Genomic DNA, 16,371 nt, shown 5'->3' on the forward strand with positions numbered 1-16,371 from the left:
AAAAAGCGTTGGGTGTCAGCGCTTAACTAGGGAAAGAAAAGTTAACACCTTCTCTTATCGATGAAGAAGGCCAGCGTTGAGTGATGGTTTTACGTTTGGTATAAAACCGCACGGAATCTGGGCCATAGGCATGTAAATCACCAAACAATGAACGTTTCCAGCCCCCAAAGCTGTGATATGACACAGGAACGGGCAGTGGAACGTTAATCCCGACCATTCCTACTTGAATGTTGTCCGAGAAATAGCGTGCCGCTTCACCGTCACGGGTATATAAGCAAGTCCCGTTTCCGTATTCATGTGCATTAATTAAGTCCATGGCTTGTTGCATGTCATCAACTCGCACCACACATAATACAGGTCCAAAGATCTCTTCTTGATAGGCTTGCATGGCGGTGGTTACGTGGTCGATCAGAGTCCCCCCAACAAAGAAGCCTTTTGGATAACCACTCACCTGTGGGTTACGGCCATCAACTACTACGGTGGCCCCTGCTGCTTCTGCGCTGCTAATATACATCTGTACTTTATCGCGTTGTTGCTCGGTGATTAATGGGCCAAAGTCATTTTCTTGGTCAGAATATGCGCCGACTTTCAAACCTTGCATTGCTTCGGATAGCCCTGCCACTAACTTGTCTGCGACTTCATCGCCCACAGCAACTGCTACCGATAAGGCCATACAGCGTTCGCCTGAAGAACCAAATGCAGCCCCTAACAAAGAGTTCACGGCATTCTCTAGATCAGCATCAGGCATTACGATTGCGTGATTTTTTGCCCCGCCAAGGGCTTGGCAGCGTTTTCCATTTGCAGTCGCAGTACTGTAAATGTATTCAGCAATTGGGGTTGAACCGACAAAGCTTACCGCGGCAACTCGTGGGTCGCTTAATAGTGTATCAACCGCTTCTTTATCGCCATTCACGACATTGAATACACCAGCTGGTAAGCCTGCTTCGTGTAGTAATTCGGCAATGAATAAGGTGACGGATGGATCGCGTTCCGAAGGCTTTAATACAAAGGTATTGCCACACATCAGCGCCATAGGGAACATCCACATTGGCACCATCATTGGGAAATTAAATGGGGTTATACCAGCCACAACACCGAGTGCTTGGAATTCACTCCAAGAGTCGATATTAGGACCAACATTGCGAGAATGTTCACCTTTGAGTAGCTCTGGTGCGCCACAGGCATATTCAACACATTCAATCCCGCGAGCCAGTTCGCCTTTTGCATCATGCACGATTTTACCGTGTTCTTTGCCGACTAATTCGCAGATCTTGTCTGCATGTTGTTCGAGTAAGGTCTTATAGCGAAACATAATTTGGCAACGTTTGGCTACAGGCGTATTACGCCAAGCTGGAAAAGCGGCTTCAGCGGCTGCGATCGCTTGCTCCACTGTGGCTTTTGGTGCGAGTGCGACTTGACTCGCTACTTCGCCAGTCGAAGGATTATAAACATCTTGTAAGCGAGTATATTCTGACTGGGTTTTACCATTAATTAAGTGACCAATAATAGACATGTAAGATTTCCTTGTGTGACTAGGCTTGGCCTGTCAATTGATGAATAGTATCGCCTAAGGCGTTAAATAAGCTGTCGATTTCTTCTTTGCTGACCGTAAAAGGAGGCGCAATTTGTATGGTATCGCCGCCATAGCGGACATAATAGCCCTGCTTCCACATCGATTGTGCGATTAAATATGGGTTGAGCGCGGGTTCACCGGGAGCGTGGGCAATACTAAGCCCAACAGCCATGCCCATATTGCGAACATCGGTCACCAGCGCTAGGCTCGCGAGTTGATGCGCGGCATGTTCCAGTACCGGGGACATTTCACGGACGCGTTCAAACATGTTGTCTCGTTGTAATAAATCCAGCGAAGCCAAACCTGCGGCACAGGCGATCGGGTGTGCCGAATAAGTATAACCGTGTGGCAGTTCTAGCATGTAGTCTGGGCCACCAGTTTCCATAAAGGTATCGTAAATTTCTTGTTTACAGGCGACCGCTCCCATGGGAATTACTCCATTGGTAAGCTGCTTGGCCATATTGATCATGTCTGGTGTTACCCCGCAAGCTTCTGCTCCGGTTTTATAACCGAGGCGACCGAAGGCACAAATGACCTCATCAAAAATCAGCAAAATTTGGTGTTGGTCGCAAATTTCACGTAAGCGTTGTAAGTAACCGACGGGTGGGGGGATGACGCCTGCACTGCCTGCCATGGGTTCAACAATTACGGCAGCGATGGTTGAGGCATCATGAACCGCGATCAAGTCCAGTAAATCATTGGCAAGCTCGGCGCCTTGTTGAGGTTGCCCCTTGCAGAAGACATTTTCTGGCAAGACAGTAGAGCGCATATGGGCAACGTCGAGGCCGCTGCCAAATAGTGCGCGATTTGGCGCGATCCCTCCAACCGAAAGCCCACCATAGTTGACGCCATGATAGCCTTTACCGCGGCCAATCAGCTTGGTTTTACCCGCGAGTCCTTTTTTACGCCAATAGGCGCGCGCAATTTTTAAAGAGGTATCAGCTGATTCTGAACCCGAGCCAGTAAAAAATATCCGATTTAGTCCTTCAGGCATAAATTCGGTGATTTTCTCCGCCAGTTGAAATGACCCCGGGTGGCCAAACTGAAAGGCTGGCGAGTAATCGAGCCGAGAAGCTTGATGGCTAATCGCATCGACGATCTCTTGGCGACCATGACCCAAGCCACAAGTCCATAAACCTGATAGACCATCAAAAATCTTGCGGCCATCGTCAGCAAAATAGTAATTACCCTTGGCATGGGTAATGATCCGTGGGTCCTTTTTAAATTGGCGATTGGCACTATATGCCATCCAATGGCAATCCAGTTGGTTCTGGCTAACACTTAACTCTTCATGATGCGCCATAGCTGACTCCCTCATAATATGTTTGAGATGGACTAAATATTTTGAAGCAGCTTATCGCTAGATTTGAGTTGCATAAATGTGTATCTTTCAATCTAAAGTTTCATAAATGCGAAACATTATGCAGCAGCGACTTGGACAATTAAGCGATATTGATTTACGACTACTCAAAGTATTTCGGGTGGTGGTGGAGTGTGGGGGGATATCGGCTGCCGAGGTGGAGCTTAATATTGGTCGTTCTACGATTAGCCGTCACGTGAAAGATTTAGAAATTCGCCTTGGGGTGAATCTTTGTCAGCGTGGGCGAGCAGGTTTTGTTTTAAGCCCAGAAGGGCAGCACGTCTATCAGTCCAGTTTACGCTTAATGGGCGCTTTAGACGAGTTTCGGGCTGACGTACAAAGTTTACATAGAGATATGACGGGTAATCTGGCGATTGCTTTGTTTGATAAAACGGTGACTAACCAGCAGGCAAAAATATCACAAGCCTTGCAGTTATTTGACCAGCGAGCACCTAAAGTCACGCTTGATCTTTATGTTGAAACCTTATCGGTGATCGAAAGTGGCGTGATTGAGGGGCGCTTTCATTTGGGGGTAGTGCCGGGGCAACGTCAGTCAGCGAGCCTCAATTATCAATTTTTGTTTGATGAACGGATGTCGCTTTATTGCGGTTATCATCATCCACTATTTTCACGCAGTGACATTACCATTGGTCCCGAGGAAATTGTTGGACAAAAATATGCTGGATTAGGACATCACTCGCCCAATATGGATACTTCACAACGTTTTGGTTTTCAGCGTCATGCCACCGCTTATGACCAGGAGGCAATTGCCACTTTATTGTTGTCGGGCAGTTACTTGGCATATTTGCCGGAACACTATGCACGTAGCTTCATTGAACAGGGCTTAATTCGGCCACTGGGTGGGGAGCAGTTCAGTTATCACTGTCCATTTTTAGCGGTGACACGTGTCTCCCCAAAACCTTCGCGTATTTTGGCTTGCTTTATCGAGTGCTTAACTCAGGTTCATCTGTCCAGCTAAGCCGCTACTTTTACTGAAGGCGCTGGGTGAGCCACTGATTAATTGCCTTTATTTGGCTCGGGGAAACACTATGCGCCATTTCATAGTATTCCAGTGTTGCATTATATTGCTGTTGCAGCAGTTGCTGATGAGCCTGTTCACCCAGAGCCGGAACAACCACATCATCTTGGCGGCCATGTTGGATCAATATGTCTAAGTTAGTTTGTTGTTGAGTGCTGGGGAGGCTGGCAGGGAGTAAATAAGTCGACATACACAACAATCCGCCCAGTGCTTGAGGAAAGTTTAACGCCAGCTGATAAGCCACTGCACCGCCTTGCGAAAAGCCTGCAATCACAATGTTTTGGCTGGCGATCCCTTGGTTCATTTGCTGCTCGATTAAAAGCTGAAGCTGCTGGCTCACCTCTTGTAGATGCTGCTGATTGATGATGCGCTGCGGCTGCATCGCTAAAATATCGTACCAAGCCGAGAGTTGATAGCCTTGATGCACGGTTAATGGGCGTAATGGCGCGGCCGGAAAAATATAGCGCAGCGCGATGGATTCGCTGAATTTAAAATGCTTTGCTAAGGGCGCAAAATCTTCGGGGCCTGCACCTAAACCATGTAGCCAAATGAGGCAGTGGGTTGCCGGGTGAGGTGGTTCAATCGTGATGGTAGCCGAATTTGGCATGGATAGTCCTTTGCTGAATGAAAGAGTTCTATTAAGCTGAGCAACAATTTAGCGAACAGGCATTGTATTGAAATGGCTGAGAGAGACAAGTATGCAAGAATTAATTGATGAAATAAGAGCCGCAGACCAGTCTGGCGCTTATCCAAGTGAACTCCCTAGCGACAGTCAGTTGGTGGAAGTGGAGGAGTTGATTTTGATCCCGATGCCCAGCGATTTGCGGGCTTTTCAACTGACTGTGAGCGATGTGATTTATGGCAGCTTAGAACCAGTCACGATTAGCGATCCTTACCTGCATACCTATTTGCCAGAGGTGGCTGCGACAGCTTGGAACATGGGTTTACCCCGCGAATTTATTCCCATTTGTCAAAATGGAGATAACTTTTACTTCATTAGTCAGGAGGGGGAAGTGGGTTATTGGCAAGGCCAGGCTGCGGAAGACTTGGTTCCTGAATGGGATAGCATTTGGGATTGGGCGATGGAAGTATGGATGCAAAGTTAGCGCAGCAGTCATCTCCCCCTCCCTATCTGGAGAAGTTTTGGTTGGTGATTGCACATATCCCAAGCGGTAAAGTGGCGACTTACGGTGGCGTTGCAGCCATGGCCGGCTACCCTCGCATGGCTAGAGCTGTCGGACGCTGCCTAAAGCAGCTCCCCGAGGGCTCATCGCTGCCTTGGCATCGGGTGATTAATGCTCAAGGTCTGATCTCGTTTCCTGAGGGCTCGGCTAAATATCAAAAGCAACGTCAGCGACTTCAGGAGGAAGGGATTGTTTTTCGTCATCAGCGGGTACCTTTGAAGCAGTATTTATGGCTTGGTGATTAGTATTTACGGTTTGTTCGATGCCAATGGGTATCACAAACCATCGGTATTTCGATGATTGCGCCAATCCGCCAATTCTGTTGGGGGTCGAGGAGAGTGGGAATAAGCCAATGACCAAGCAAGCGACAGTCGTCAGCCAATGGTACTTGTACATTCTTAGAACCAAACACAATCAATTATATACTGGTGTCAGTACCGATGTGGCTCGACGCTTTGCCGAGCATCAATCGGGAAGTTCGAAGGGTGCCAAGGCGTTACGTGGGAAAGGTCCGCTCAACTTAGAGTTTCAGCAAGGCCTTGCCAGTAAGCAACAAGCAATGCGTTTGGAATATAAAATTAAGCAATTAAGTAAGGCGCAAAAAGAACAGCTCTTATTAGGTCAATTCGACTGGCGCAGCTTGCTTTAACGACGGCCGGTTTCTGTTTTGGCGCAAGCTTCGCTTACCAATCAATATTAAGGGTAAAATAATCATCGCTGCACCCAGCCAGGTGAGGGCATCAGGCATTTCTGAAAAACTTACCCAGCCGACCACGGCAGCGCCAATCAGGCCTGTGTATTCTGAACTGGCAATGGTATTGGCCTCTGCAGTTTTGTAGGCAAAAATAGATCCTGCGTGTAAAAATAGAATAAATAAGCTACTCGCGCCTGCGAGCCAGAATATTGACCAGTTCATTCCAGTAAGCGTTGGCCATGCCAGTGCCACTGTCGTGGGCAGCACCATTAAGTTGGTCCAAAATAAACTGGTAACCACCGACTCCTTTTTTGGAATGTATTTTACGGTGAGGTTACTTAAGGCCAAAGTGAGGGCTGTCCCCAGCGCCGCAATGGCCCCCCAGTTAAACTCTGAAGGGCGAATAATCACCAATACTCCAATAAAGCCGATACTGGCGGCGAATATTTGGGCGCGATTGACTTGGCTTCGGTGGAGCCACATGCCAAGTGGTAACATCATAATCGGAGCCGCGTAGAATAAGGCATTGGCAGTTGCTAAAGGGAGCGCGACCAAGGCGACAACCATCAATCCTGAACCCGCTAACCAGAGGTAACCGCGAAAGAAGTGGACCAGTGGTTTTTCTGGACGCTTGTGTTTGGTCAGTAAAAAAGCAGGTAACAACAGTATCAGGGTGCTGATTTGCCGATAAAGTAATATTTCGAACACCGAGGCTTGCTCGCCCGCCACTTTCATAAAGGCATCTGAAAATACCGCGATCTGATTGGCGGTAATCAAAATAATGATAGCAATTAAGGTGGGATTAAGCTTCAAGTGGGCCTCTGTGATGCACGAATAAATTAAGCTGGAATAAAACAGTCTAAAGACTTGTTAAGCATTAAAAAAATGATAATAATCTACTATTGATGAAAATTATTCATGGATTGTATGCGAACTCTTCCTCCACTTAATGCATTGGTTGCTTTCGACGCCGTGGCTCGCCATCATCATGTCGCTAAGGCTGGCGACGAATTGGGCATTAGTCAAAGTGCGGTGAGTCATCGCTTAAGATTGCTTGAAGACTATTTGGGAGAATTGTTATTTGAAAAAGTTGGTCGCCAACTACAATTAACCGAGGCCGGACGTAGCTACTCCGTTGAGGTGGAACGGATTCTAAATGAACTCAGTCAGATTACCCGACAGGTAAAAGGAGAGGGGATCGCGCAATTGCGTTTAACCACCTATAGTTCCTTCGCGCTGAAGCGTCTGGTGCCGCTGTTACCCAGCTTTCGTGCTCGTCATCCCGAAATTGATTTACGTTTGCAAATGATTACCGAAGAACCGGTGTTATCGAGTAAAACTGGTGATTTGTTTATCTGTCTAGCGAAAAACGTGAAGGGTTATATCAGCCATCTATTGCATAAAGAGCGATTGGTGGCGGTTTGTTCGCCAGCTCTATATCAAGAAGTCGGTCATCAAAATTGGCGTCAAGATTTATTGAATTTCCCTTTATTATCTAGCGACTTAGATGATGAAATCAGCGAGCCAGGCGCAGACTGGATGGTTTGGTCTAAGGGGCTTGGTTTACAGCTGCCTAAGAAACAAATTTTTCATAGCTTCAGCCATCAAGTTCTGGCCTTGGAAGCCGCAGAAAGTGGCCAAGGTATCGCTTTGGTGAGTGACTTTATGGTGGAGCAGGATATACGAGCGGGTAAGTTAGTTGACTTGCCGTTTGGTGGGGTAGAGACCGGTTATCATTTCTATTTATCTTACAAGCAGGCGCGTGGCAGAGAACAAGAGTTAAAACAAGTGGCCTCTTGGTTGATTGAAACTGCCGCGAGTCCGTTAGAGGTTTAACGGGGCGTCAATCCAACACTGGCTCGCTATACAATTCTGTGATCAATCCATGATTCTTTCAGGGCACCGATGAGGGTGATATTTTTTCCAAAACAGTCATGCTCGCACTAATCCATTAATAGTTTGACCAGCAATAGGCTCAGGCTATCCACAAAATTCAGCCGCAATATCGCAAATTCATCATTTCTTAATACTTGTTGCATGGTGGCCGAGGGGTGGCTGGTATGCCAACAGCCAATGATACTTTGGTATAGGAACATGACCTTGGTGAGTGCCTGCTGCTGGTTGAGTTGTGGCGACCAGTGCTGAAATAATTGGCAGAGTTGTTCAGCCAGTCGCTTCAGCTCGCGTTTAAAGGCGATGGCTTGTTCAATATTCTGTTGCTTTTCTAATACGGTATGCAAAATTGCAGAGAGATAGCAAAAACTCGGTCTGGCGGCGATGGTTTCAGCGAGAACTCGTGCTTGTAAGGGGTGGTTGGCGAGGCGTTGGATAGCAAGCAGTAACTGCGCTGCCTCGTCTAAATACAGTGCCATAAACAGACTTTCTTTGTTCTTAAAGTAGCGATATAGCGCCGGTTTCGATAACTGTAGTTGTTCGGCTAAGTGGCTTAACACCACCTGATCGTAACCATGCTCCGTGAGGGCTTGTTTGGCGGAGGCTAAGATCTGTTGGCGACGCTGTTGTTTTTGTTCGGGACTAATTGCGCGCTTTCTTATGCTGGTATTTACATCATTTTTTATCAAGTGTTGGTTCCTTTCACCTTTACATGGCTTACGCTTTTGTTGCTAATTTAACTTTGTTAACCATGCATTTTAACGACGGCAGAGAAAAGCAGCTGCCGCTTACCCAAACACTATCTTTTAGGTCTGTGTTGTACTCGCTGCGACAAGTGTGAGTCGCGCACAAGCAAGCGCCTGATTAGGTAGTGTTTTGCGATTTTGTTTACAGTCTAAGAATAAGTTACCCATAGAAACTTGCCAAACTATTTAGTAACTGCTATCTAAGTTACTCATGGTATCTTATTTTGTTGATCTGAGTTCAAGGTGAAATGATGATTGATTGGGAGCGAGGGTGAGTATTTCTCGGCGACAATTTTTGCAAGGTGCTACAGCCATCGCGGCGATGGCAGGCGGTGGCCAGTGGTTATTTGCTAGTTATCCCTTACGCTACCAAGCCAATCCCCAACTCGCGTTATCGGCGCAGCATCAACAGATCCTGCTGGCGTTGATCCCTGTGTTTGTGCAGGGGCAATTTAGTGACCAGGATGACCTCGCGATGCTGCGTATTTTAAATAATGTTGATGTTGCGATCAGTGGATTGGCTGCGCATAGTCGGGCTGAATTACGCCAACTGTTGGACTTATTACAGTCGCGGGGCGGATGGTTATTACTCAGTGCTGGAAGTAGTCAGCTTAGTGAACTCAGCACTCAGCAAAAAATAGTCTTGTTGAGGACCTGGCAGATGCATTATTTGCAGCTATTACGCCAGACTTATCAAGGCTTACATGAGCTGATCATGGCGGCCTGTTATGGCGACCCCGAGGTTTGGCCTCTGTTGGCTTATCAATTACCAGCCCAAGTGAAGGGACTGTTTCATGATTAAAGATTGGATTGTCGAAGGGCTTGCCGACGGATGGTCACATCTTGATGGGGCAAGTTTGCAAGATAATCGTCAATTGGATTGTGATGTGTTGATCATTGGCAGTGGTGCTGGTGGTGGGATTAGCGCTCAGGTTATCGCAGAAGCGGGCTTCAAGGTTATTTTGGTTGATGAGGGACCGCTAAAAACGAGCCAAGATTTTAAAATGCAAGAGCGTCAAGCCTATCCCGATCTCTATCAGGAATCTGCCGCTCGTAAAACCAAAGATAAAGCGATTAGCATTTTTCAGGGACGCTGTGTTGGGGGGTCCACTACCGTAAATTGGACGACTTCGCTGCGAACCCCGGAATCCACGTTACTGCATTGGCAGCGGCGTTGGGGCATTCGTCAGTTAACATCCGAGAATTTACAGCCCTATTTTGAACAGGTTGAGCAGCAGTTAGGGATCCGTCCCTGGTTGGCCAATAATGCCAATAATGCGCTGTTAGCCAAGGGCTGTGAGGCGCTTGGTTGGTCTCATAAAGCGGTTCCGCGGAATGTCAGGCAGTGCTGGAATTTGGGGTACTGTGGGATGGGGTGCCCGACTAATGCAAAACAGTCGATGCTGGTGACCACCATCCCTGCAGCGCTTAATCTAGGGGCCAGTTTACTAAGCCGATTTCGGGTAGAAAGCTTAAATATTAAGCAACAACGGGTGCGGGGTGCAAGCTTACAAGCCTTAGATCAACAGCAATGTCCAAGGCAAATCGAAATTAAAGTGAATGCGCGACACGTGATCCTAGCAGCTGGTGCTATTGGTTCGCCAGCGATATTGTTGCGCTCAAAGGTGCCTGATCCGAATCAATTGATCGGTAAACGCACGTTTTTACATCCGAGTGTGATCAGTGGAGCCTTATTCGAACAGCCTGTATTAAGTCATCAAGGTGCGCCACAGTCCGTATATTCCGATCACTTTGTATGGCGTGATGGTGTCGAAGGGCGCTGTGGTTACAAATTGGAAGTGCCACCGGTTCATCCGATTTTATTGGCCACCAAACTGACCGGCTTTGGCCGCTTTCATAGTGAAATGATGCAACAAATGAATCATCTACAAGTGACGATTGGATTGTTGCGGGATGGCTTTCATGAACAAAGTCACGGTGGGCAGGTTAAGCTGCGAGACGATGCTAGCCCGATGCTGGATTATCATCTGAGTGATTACCTGTGGGATGGTGCTAGGCGAGCGCTGCTGAGTATCGCTGAGTTACAATTTGCCGCCGGGGCTAAACAGGTTTACCCCTTACACGAACAAAGTCGGCAACTGAACAGTTGGACTGAGGCCCAGTCGTTTATCAAGCAATTGGCCATGCAGCCATTGGCCACTCGTTTGGCATCGGCACACGTGATGGGGGGATGTGCAATGGGGGGGGAAGCGGCATCGTCGGTGGTTGATGAAGATGGCAATTTTCGTCTCTTGGCTGGCTTGACTGTGATCGACGGTTCGGTTTTTCCAACCAGTTTAGGTGCAAATCCTCAGCTTACGATCTATGCCTTAGCATTGCGGAATAGTCAGCGACTTGCCGCCAAGCTTGCGCTGAGTGTGCCCTGAATGGTGGGCGCTTGGTCTATGCTTGTTTCTCTTAAACCACTGCTCGGTACCACCTGAATAAACTATAAACCTGCGGTGGTCATCGTAATTGAGAAAGATAAGCAGAGTTAGTGTATTTACAAACTTAAGCGCCCACTGTTAGTCTAGGGATGTTAATCGAATGCTGTTTAATTTGTTTATCGATTCAAGCGTGTGTAGGTTGCCTGTTTTGGCCCTCGCGCTGCCCAGTATCAAGGAGACAGACAGCTATACTTGAAATACGTTCTAGAACATAGACTAAAGGCCTTATTTAATGTGGTTACAACGTTTGGTAAGACTTAAGGCTCGGCCTCGTGGCTTTCACTTAATTACCGAAGAGTTACTATTACAGCTACCAGAATTAAAGCAGTTTAATGTGGGGCTGTGTCATTTCTTGTTACAACATACCAGTGCGAGTTTAAGCTTGAATGAGAATGCCGATCCCAGTGTGCGGCATGATATAGAAGCTCATTTTAATCATATGGTGATTGAGAATGCGGGCTATTATCAGCATACTTATGAAGGTCCCGATGATATGCCTGCACATATAAAAAGTAGCTTATTAGGCTGCGAACTCACCTTGCCGCTCAGCTCCGGAGAGCTTAACTTAGGTATTTGGCAAGGTATTTATTTAGGCGAACATCGTGAGCAAGGCGGTCGTCGGCAAATTGTGGTGACGATCAACGGTGAATAAGCTGAGTAAAGAACTCCAACGTGCTGAGTTACCCTCCTCGACATCTTGTTCATTCCTCAAACTGAAGATGGTGCGATGGACTTATTAGCGATCTTTATTTTTATGGCCATCGTGTTGTTTTTTTGGCGTCGCCGTAAAGACGCCGAGCGTGCGCAACATTTGATTAAGCAAAAATGTCAGCAGCTTGATTTGCAGCTACTCGATCTCAATTTTAAACAAGAAAAACCGCAAAAAATAGCTGGCCATTGGCGCTGGTGCCGCTGCTACCAATTTGAATTTTCTTCGACCGGAGAGAGCCGTTATCAGGCCTTGTTGATCATGGCTGGTAGCCAATATAAGTTTGATTTACCAGCCTATCGGATTGATGAATCCTTCGAACCCTTACATTAGTAAAGGTTGACCCTACAGTTGAATATATTTGCTGCTGTACTAATGAGCACTTAAAAAGTAGCTGAGTAGTGCGGAACCACCCGATATCGCACATAGCGTTAGTGAGAAGCTGCGCATCCATCGCTGTGGCAGTCGTTTACCGTAGCGCCTGCCACACCAAACGCCCGCTAAAGCCGCCGGAATTAAGGGTAAACTGGCTTGTAAGTGTTGCAGCGACATATAACCGATAGGCACTTGTACTAGCAGTGATAATAAACAGCTCACCACAAAAAATGCTGATAAGTTTGCGCGCAAATAGCCTGCTTGTTGATGCTGCAGTAACAATGCCATGGGCGGCCCACCAATGGAACTGCTGGTGCCCATAAATCCAGACATAAAACCTGCGATCGCCATGCGCTTCGGAGTCGGGGCGAGGCGCACTGGTAATAAACTGATAGCCACCGCGATCAGTACCGATAAACCTAACCAAAAGCTTAAGCTGGCCAAGTCTGCCCAATAGAGTAAAGCGCCACCGGCAATTGTGCCAGGGATCCGACCGAGTATGGCTGCTTTTAAGCCATTCAATGAGATGCTGCTGCGATGCTCGACGGCGCTGAAGATGGAGATCACCAGCGCAACAATCACCACCGGACCGGGTACATAGATGGGCGAGAGCTGAAATAGTAATGGCGCGGCAATCACCGCCAAGCCAAAGCCAATTGTGTATTGGACCAACGAACCGATAAAGATCAGTAGGCAGGCCAGCAGGGTAATCACCAAAGTATTCCTTATTGATATTGGGCTAACAGGGCTTAGCCCGTGAGCGATTTCTCGATGGGTTTAGTTGAAGTTGCATCGTTGTTGCTGCTGGTGGCTCAGGGTGGCGAGTTCTATTACTCGAATCACATCACTGGCTTGTTGAGCGCTAATGGCCAGCGGTTCACCATGAAGCACTGCGGCGGCAAAGTTATCATAAAAGGCCGGATAATTGCCTTTGCTTAAGCTTTGATGCACGGTGGCTTGGTTGGCGAGATGAATTTCGCTACGATTTGAGTCTTTGCCAAAGTGTTGCGCCTTCGGTGACAGTCCCACCGTTAGTTGTTGTGCTTGCGGATCCATTCCCCACTTTGCGTAGGAGCCTCGATCGCCATGTAACTGAAAGCGAGGGCCTGGTTCAAGCATTAAAGAGTTGCAGCTTAACTGCACCTTTAACTCGGGATAGATTAAATGTAAGTCAAAGCTGTCGACACTCTTAGCTCCAGGGCGTTGCATGGCAAGATGAGCCCATAGTTGTTGGGGGGGGCCAAACAAACACAGTGCTTGATCAATCAGGTGGGCACCTAAGTCATATAAAACACCGCCACCCTGAGGGTTGAGTTCTTTCCAGCGGGTTTTCACAACTGGCCGATAGCGGTGAAAATGGGCGCTATAGCTATGTAATTTCCCCAAGCGTTGTTGCTTGATGAGGCCTTGAATGGTGAGAAAGTCACTATCCCAACGGCGATTGTGAAATACACTTAAGTACTTTCCTGTCTGTTGGGCGACTTGTTGCAAACGCAAGCATTGTTGGCTATTCAGCGCCAGTGGCTTTTCGACAATCACGTGTTTACCTGCCAACATGGCCTGTTCTGCTTGTTCAGCATGTACCGAATTCGGGCTGGCTATCACTACAATGTCGACTTCAGGGTGGTCGATGACCTGTTGCGGATCAAGACACAGAACATGCGGGTAGCGCTCAGTAATCGAGGCCTGCTGCGAGCTGGCAATCGCGAACAGCTTAAGTTGTGGACAAGCTTGAATGAGCGGGGCGTGAAATACTCGCCCCGATAAACCAAAACCAATGATAGCAACGTTTAACATGACCGCTCCTGTTAGGGGGTAGACAAAGGAATGGTTGAGAGTTTAACCCGGTCAGGTTGCTGGCGTGTGACGCTGAGTAACCATAATTGTTTGCCATTACTGGCAATCGCTTGGGCCGTGTCTGGCTGTGCTAGCGCTGATATCTTGAGGACTTGACCGCTTTGCTGGTCAACTTTTAATAGACTGCTAAAGCGAGGACTCAGTATATACCAGTTGCCTTGATGCCAAGCCATACTGCCCAATTGGTATTCTTGTAGGCTTTGTTGTTGATTCGGATCTGCCATCACTAAGTCAAATGAGCTTGCTTGTTGGCCCTCGCGGTTGCCGCGATAACAACGTTTTAAGCCTTCTCGCTCGCAACTATACAATTGCTTGGCTTGGGAGTCCCATATCACGCCTGCCGTTTTATGGATCAGTCCGCCCTTGAGCCACTTCCGTTTATCGATAAACTTCCACTGTTCGCCGGCTTGGCTAAAGAATAGCAAACGTCCATCCGCAGAAATTGCCAGTAAGTGTTGATCAATCATGGTTAGGTCTGCAATGTCTCCGCTGGTGGGGAGTGGTACCAGTTCTGCGCGCTTGAGTTGGGGATTGAGATAAGCCAATTGAGCGGAGCCGTTCACCATGACGGTTTGTGGGGCAAGCGTGCCAATGAGCCACTGTTGTTTCTCTGTTTGCCAGAGCAAGCTGGCGGCATTAGGGATCCCCGTTAACTCGGCTTTTAGTTCTGGTTTAAGTGTTTCATCGGCTAAAGGACTGTGTTGGAAGTCACTGCTTGGCGGTGGAAATAGCACTAATCCAGCGAGTGTACCGAACATTAATAGGGCGATAAGGGCGATTACTTTAAGCATTGGCATCCTCGTGAATGCAGAGGGAATGAGCTACCGCTTGAGTTGCCAAAAATTGGCCGTTTGGTCGAGGCTTGAGCGCCATTCGCTGAATCATGGTGTCGCAATTAACTCTTGGATTGTGGAGTAGCCACAACTATGCCGTTTGCTGAGGCGTTAGTAAATTGTTCATCAAAAATTCATGGTGTTTTTATAGGATTGTTGCAGCCTACGGATAGCTTTAATGGCATGAATGAGGAACGCAACATGAGCAGTTCTGAACAGAATTCTGGGCTGGAACAACCAGCCGACCAGCATAAGTTAGTCAGTATAAAATGGCGTTTACCGCCGTTTCGAGTTTGTGACTGTTGGTCGATGAGTTCACCGTATCTCGGGATTTTAACTGACGATCGGCATTACTCGATTTCGGCCTAAGCGTTTTGCTTCGTAGAGTTGCGCATCGGCAGACTCGACAATCGCCTGTGATTTACTAATAGGGTTATATTCAGCAACACCAAAGGAGCAGGTGATGTTGTCGATGCGCTGGTGGGATCGGCGATCTTTAAGGCTAAGCTTTTCTATCGCGCGACGGACTGATTCGGCTAATTGCCTGGCCGAGCGTATATTCGATTTCGGACAGAGAATTGCAAACTCTTCGCCGCCGATACGATAGGCTTTAGCCCCGTCTCTACAGGCCTCTTGGATCCGTTTGGTCACGACTCTTAAAACTTGGTCACCGAGAATGTGTCCGTAACTATCATTAAAGGCCTTGAAGTGATCGATATCGGCTAAAATGATGCAGAGTCCCTGCGGAGTCGTATCGTATAGTTGCTTAAAATCGGTATCGAAGGCTCGACGATTTAAAGCGCCAGTGAGGGCGTCGTAGAGCGCTTCTTTTTCGGTTTCTTTTAGTTTGCTTTTTAAGTTTTCTATTTCAGCCTTGGCTTTACCCAATTGCGAATTAAAGAAATTGGTACTTTGACGAATATTGGCTGCATCCTCGACTAAGTTACGAACTAATCCGAGTACTTGCTCTAAGGGAACGCCATCTTCTTCAATACGATTGAGTTTGGCAAAGTTACGGTCGATATTGGACTGAAAAGTACTCGCATCACTGCCGGTATCAAGCATGGTTTGCGATAATTCGGTAGCCATAGCTTCCAAGTTAAGACGCATGCTCTCGATATTTAATTGATCTTGGCTGGCAATATGGTTTTGATATAACACTTGGCTATTGGTGGTGGGGACTGTGTCATATTCACTAATTATTTCATCAATAGCGGCATTTAGTTCAGGATTTTGGTCATCGACATACAGATACCACAAGGCATAATTGTTGGGGGTGGCCGGGATCTGATACTTCATCATCAGTGGTACAGCTTTCTTTAAATTTAGAGTCGCTTTCTTAAATAGTTTTTGGCTCATAAGAGTTCCATCGATATTGAGACTGTCCCTGTTTGGTGATTGCGAAATGTAACGGAGAGTGCAACATACCCAAACCCAAGGCTATGATAACTGATTTACTGATCAACTATAGGTGATTTGATTAGCAATAATTGTGATTTAAATGCTTTGATGCGTAGATAAATGGAAGAGTATGACTATCTTGTCATCGCTCACCTATCGTTTAAGTCTTGGTCAATGAGCGCTTAAAACCATTTTTTAATTGCCAACCATTACTCATTACAGCTTAGTTAACTTTACGCTATCACGAGGTTTTTTTATTT

At 47.2% G+C, this 16,371-nt stretch carries 18 protein-coding genes; 9 read left to right on the forward strand and 9 right to left on the reverse strand.

Features of this window, described 5'->3' with window-relative positions:
- Positions 1 to 22: 22 nt before the first annotated feature.
- Both ACRRS1_RS00140 and ACRRS1_RS00145 read right to left on the reverse strand, forming a co-directional pair.
- Positions 23 to 1,513, reverse strand: a complete 1,491-nt coding sequence (locus tag ACRRS1_RS00140; RefSeq protein ID WP_432455230.1) for a CoA-acylating methylmalonate-semialdehyde dehydrogenase — start codon at positions 1,511 to 1,513, stop codon at positions 23 to 25.
- A gap of 19 nt (positions 1,514 to 1,532) precedes the next feature.
- The gene (locus ACRRS1_RS00145) at positions 1,533 to 2,876 is read right to left on the reverse strand and encodes an aspartate aminotransferase family protein (RefSeq protein ID WP_432468648.1); all 1,344 of its coding nucleotides are present in this window, start codon (positions 2,874 to 2,876) and stop codon (positions 1,533 to 1,535) included.
- 106 nt (positions 2,877 to 2,982) lie between these two features.
- Here ACRRS1_RS00145 and ACRRS1_RS00150 point away from each other — a divergent pair, with 106 nt between their 5' ends.
- Positions 2,983 to 3,912, forward strand: coding sequence for a LysR family transcriptional regulator (locus ACRRS1_RS00150; protein WP_432455228.1), 930 nt, complete (start codon positions 2,983 to 2,985; stop codon positions 3,910 to 3,912).
- Positions 3,913 to 3,922: 10 nt separating this feature from the next.
- Here the strand turns inward: ACRRS1_RS00150 and ACRRS1_RS00155 are convergent, their stop codons facing one another.
- On the reverse strand, positions 3,923 to 4,579 hold the full coding sequence (locus ACRRS1_RS00155; protein WP_432468646.1) for an alpha/beta hydrolase: 657 nt from the start codon (positions 4,577 to 4,579) through the stop codon (positions 3,923 to 3,925).
- Between the two features lie 91 nt (positions 4,580 to 4,670).
- On the opposite strand from ACRRS1_RS00155, the gene ACRRS1_RS00160 reads away from it, so the two are divergent.
- The 3 genes from ACRRS1_RS00160 to ACRRS1_RS00170 all read left to right on the forward strand — a co-directional run bounded on the left by ACRRS1_RS00160 (position 4,671) and on the right by ACRRS1_RS00170 (position 5,805).
- Entirely contained in the window at positions 4,671 to 5,078 is a 408-nt protein-coding gene (locus ACRRS1_RS00160) for an SMI1/KNR4 family protein (RefSeq protein ID WP_432455226.1), read from the forward strand.
- A complete protein-coding gene (locus ACRRS1_RS00165) occupies positions 5,063 to 5,401 on the forward strand; it encodes an MGMT family protein (protein WP_432455225.1) in 339 nt (112 codons plus the stop codon). Before ACRRS1_RS00160 ends, ACRRS1_RS00165 begins: the two co-directional genes overlap by 16 nt.
- Positions 5,402 to 5,508: 107 nt before the next feature.
- A complete protein-coding gene (locus ACRRS1_RS00170; protein WP_432455224.1) occupies positions 5,509 to 5,805 on the forward strand; it encodes a GIY-YIG nuclease family protein in 297 nt (98 codons plus the stop codon).
- On the opposite strand, the gene ACRRS1_RS00175 is transcribed toward ACRRS1_RS00170, so the two are convergent.
- Positions 5,773 to 6,663 carry a DMT family transporter gene (locus ACRRS1_RS00175; RefSeq protein ID WP_432455223.1) on the reverse strand — a complete coding sequence of 297 codons (891 nt, stop codon included), beginning with the start codon at positions 6,661 to 6,663 and terminating at the stop codon, positions 5,773 to 5,775. The two genes, ACRRS1_RS00170 and ACRRS1_RS00175, sit on opposite strands and share 33 nt — an antisense overlap.
- Positions 6,664 to 6,777: 114 nt before the next feature.
- On the opposite strand from ACRRS1_RS00175, the gene ACRRS1_RS00180 reads away from it, so the two are divergent.
- A complete protein-coding gene (locus ACRRS1_RS00180; RefSeq protein WP_432464125.1) occupies positions 6,778 to 7,686 on the forward strand; it encodes a LysR substrate-binding domain-containing protein in 909 nt (302 codons plus the stop codon).
- A gap of 107 nt (positions 7,687 to 7,793) precedes the next feature.
- On the opposite strand, the gene ACRRS1_RS00185 is transcribed toward ACRRS1_RS00180, so the two are convergent.
- Positions 7,794 to 8,432, reverse strand: a complete 639-nt coding sequence (locus tag ACRRS1_RS00185; protein ID WP_432468644.1) for a TetR family transcriptional regulator — start codon at positions 8,430 to 8,432, stop codon at positions 7,794 to 7,796.
- Positions 8,433 to 8,760: 328 nt separating this feature from the next.
- Between ACRRS1_RS00185 and ACRRS1_RS00190 the strand changes: the two genes are divergently transcribed.
- The 4 genes from ACRRS1_RS00190 (at position 8,761) to ACRRS1_RS00205 (ending at position 11,978) form a co-directional block, all read left to right on the forward strand.
- A complete protein-coding gene (locus ACRRS1_RS00190; protein WP_432460563.1) occupies positions 8,761 to 9,291 on the forward strand; it encodes a twin-arginine translocation signal domain-containing protein in 531 nt (176 codons plus the stop codon).
- Entirely contained in the window at positions 9,284 to 10,876 is a 1,593-nt protein-coding gene (locus tag ACRRS1_RS00195) for a GMC family oxidoreductase N-terminal domain-containing protein (protein WP_432468643.1), read from the forward strand. Before ACRRS1_RS00190 ends, ACRRS1_RS00195 begins: the two co-directional genes overlap by 8 nt.
- A 292-nt stretch (positions 10,877 to 11,168) precedes the next feature.
- Positions 11,169 to 11,588, forward strand: coding sequence for a secondary thiamine-phosphate synthase enzyme YjbQ (locus ACRRS1_RS00200; protein WP_432460564.1), 420 nt, complete (start codon positions 11,169 to 11,171; stop codon positions 11,586 to 11,588).
- 75 nt (positions 11,589 to 11,663) lie between these two features.
- Positions 11,664 to 11,978, forward strand: a complete 315-nt coding sequence (locus tag ACRRS1_RS00205) for a DUF3301 domain-containing protein (RefSeq protein WP_432455217.1) — start codon at positions 11,664 to 11,666, stop codon at positions 11,976 to 11,978.
- Between the two features lie 39 nt (positions 11,979 to 12,017).
- On the opposite strand, the gene ACRRS1_RS00210 is transcribed toward ACRRS1_RS00205, so the two are convergent.
- The 4 genes from ACRRS1_RS00210 to ACRRS1_RS00225 all read right to left on the reverse strand — a co-directional run bounded on the left by ACRRS1_RS00210 (position 12,018) and on the right by ACRRS1_RS00225 (position 16,069).
- Positions 12,018 to 12,734: a sulfite exporter TauE/SafE family protein gene (locus ACRRS1_RS00210; protein WP_432455216.1), complete on the reverse strand. Its 717-nt coding sequence runs from the start codon at positions 12,732 to 12,734 to the stop codon at positions 12,018 to 12,020.
- Positions 12,735 to 12,797: 63 nt separating this feature from the next.
- Positions 12,798 to 13,817: a Gfo/Idh/MocA family oxidoreductase gene (locus ACRRS1_RS00215; RefSeq protein ID WP_432468642.1), complete on the reverse strand. Its 1,020-nt coding sequence runs from the start codon at positions 13,815 to 13,817 to the stop codon at positions 12,798 to 12,800.
- Positions 13,818 to 13,828: 11 nt separating this feature from the next.
- On the reverse strand, positions 13,829 to 14,668 hold the full coding sequence (locus ACRRS1_RS00220) for a hypothetical protein (RefSeq protein ID WP_432468640.1): 840 nt from the start codon (positions 14,666 to 14,668) through the stop codon (positions 13,829 to 13,831).
- Positions 14,669 to 15,043: 375 nt separating this feature from the next.
- Positions 15,044 to 16,069 carry a GGDEF domain-containing protein gene (locus ACRRS1_RS00225; RefSeq protein WP_432460567.1) on the reverse strand — a complete coding sequence of 342 codons (1,026 nt, stop codon included), beginning with the start codon at positions 16,067 to 16,069 and terminating at the stop codon, positions 15,044 to 15,046.
- Positions 16,070 to 16,371 lie beyond the last annotated feature (302 nt).

This window comes from Agarivorans sp. Z349TD_8 (genome assembly GCF_050870825.2).
Taxonomy (GTDB): Bacteria; Pseudomonadota; Gammaproteobacteria; order Enterobacterales; family Celerinatantimonadaceae; genus Agarivorans.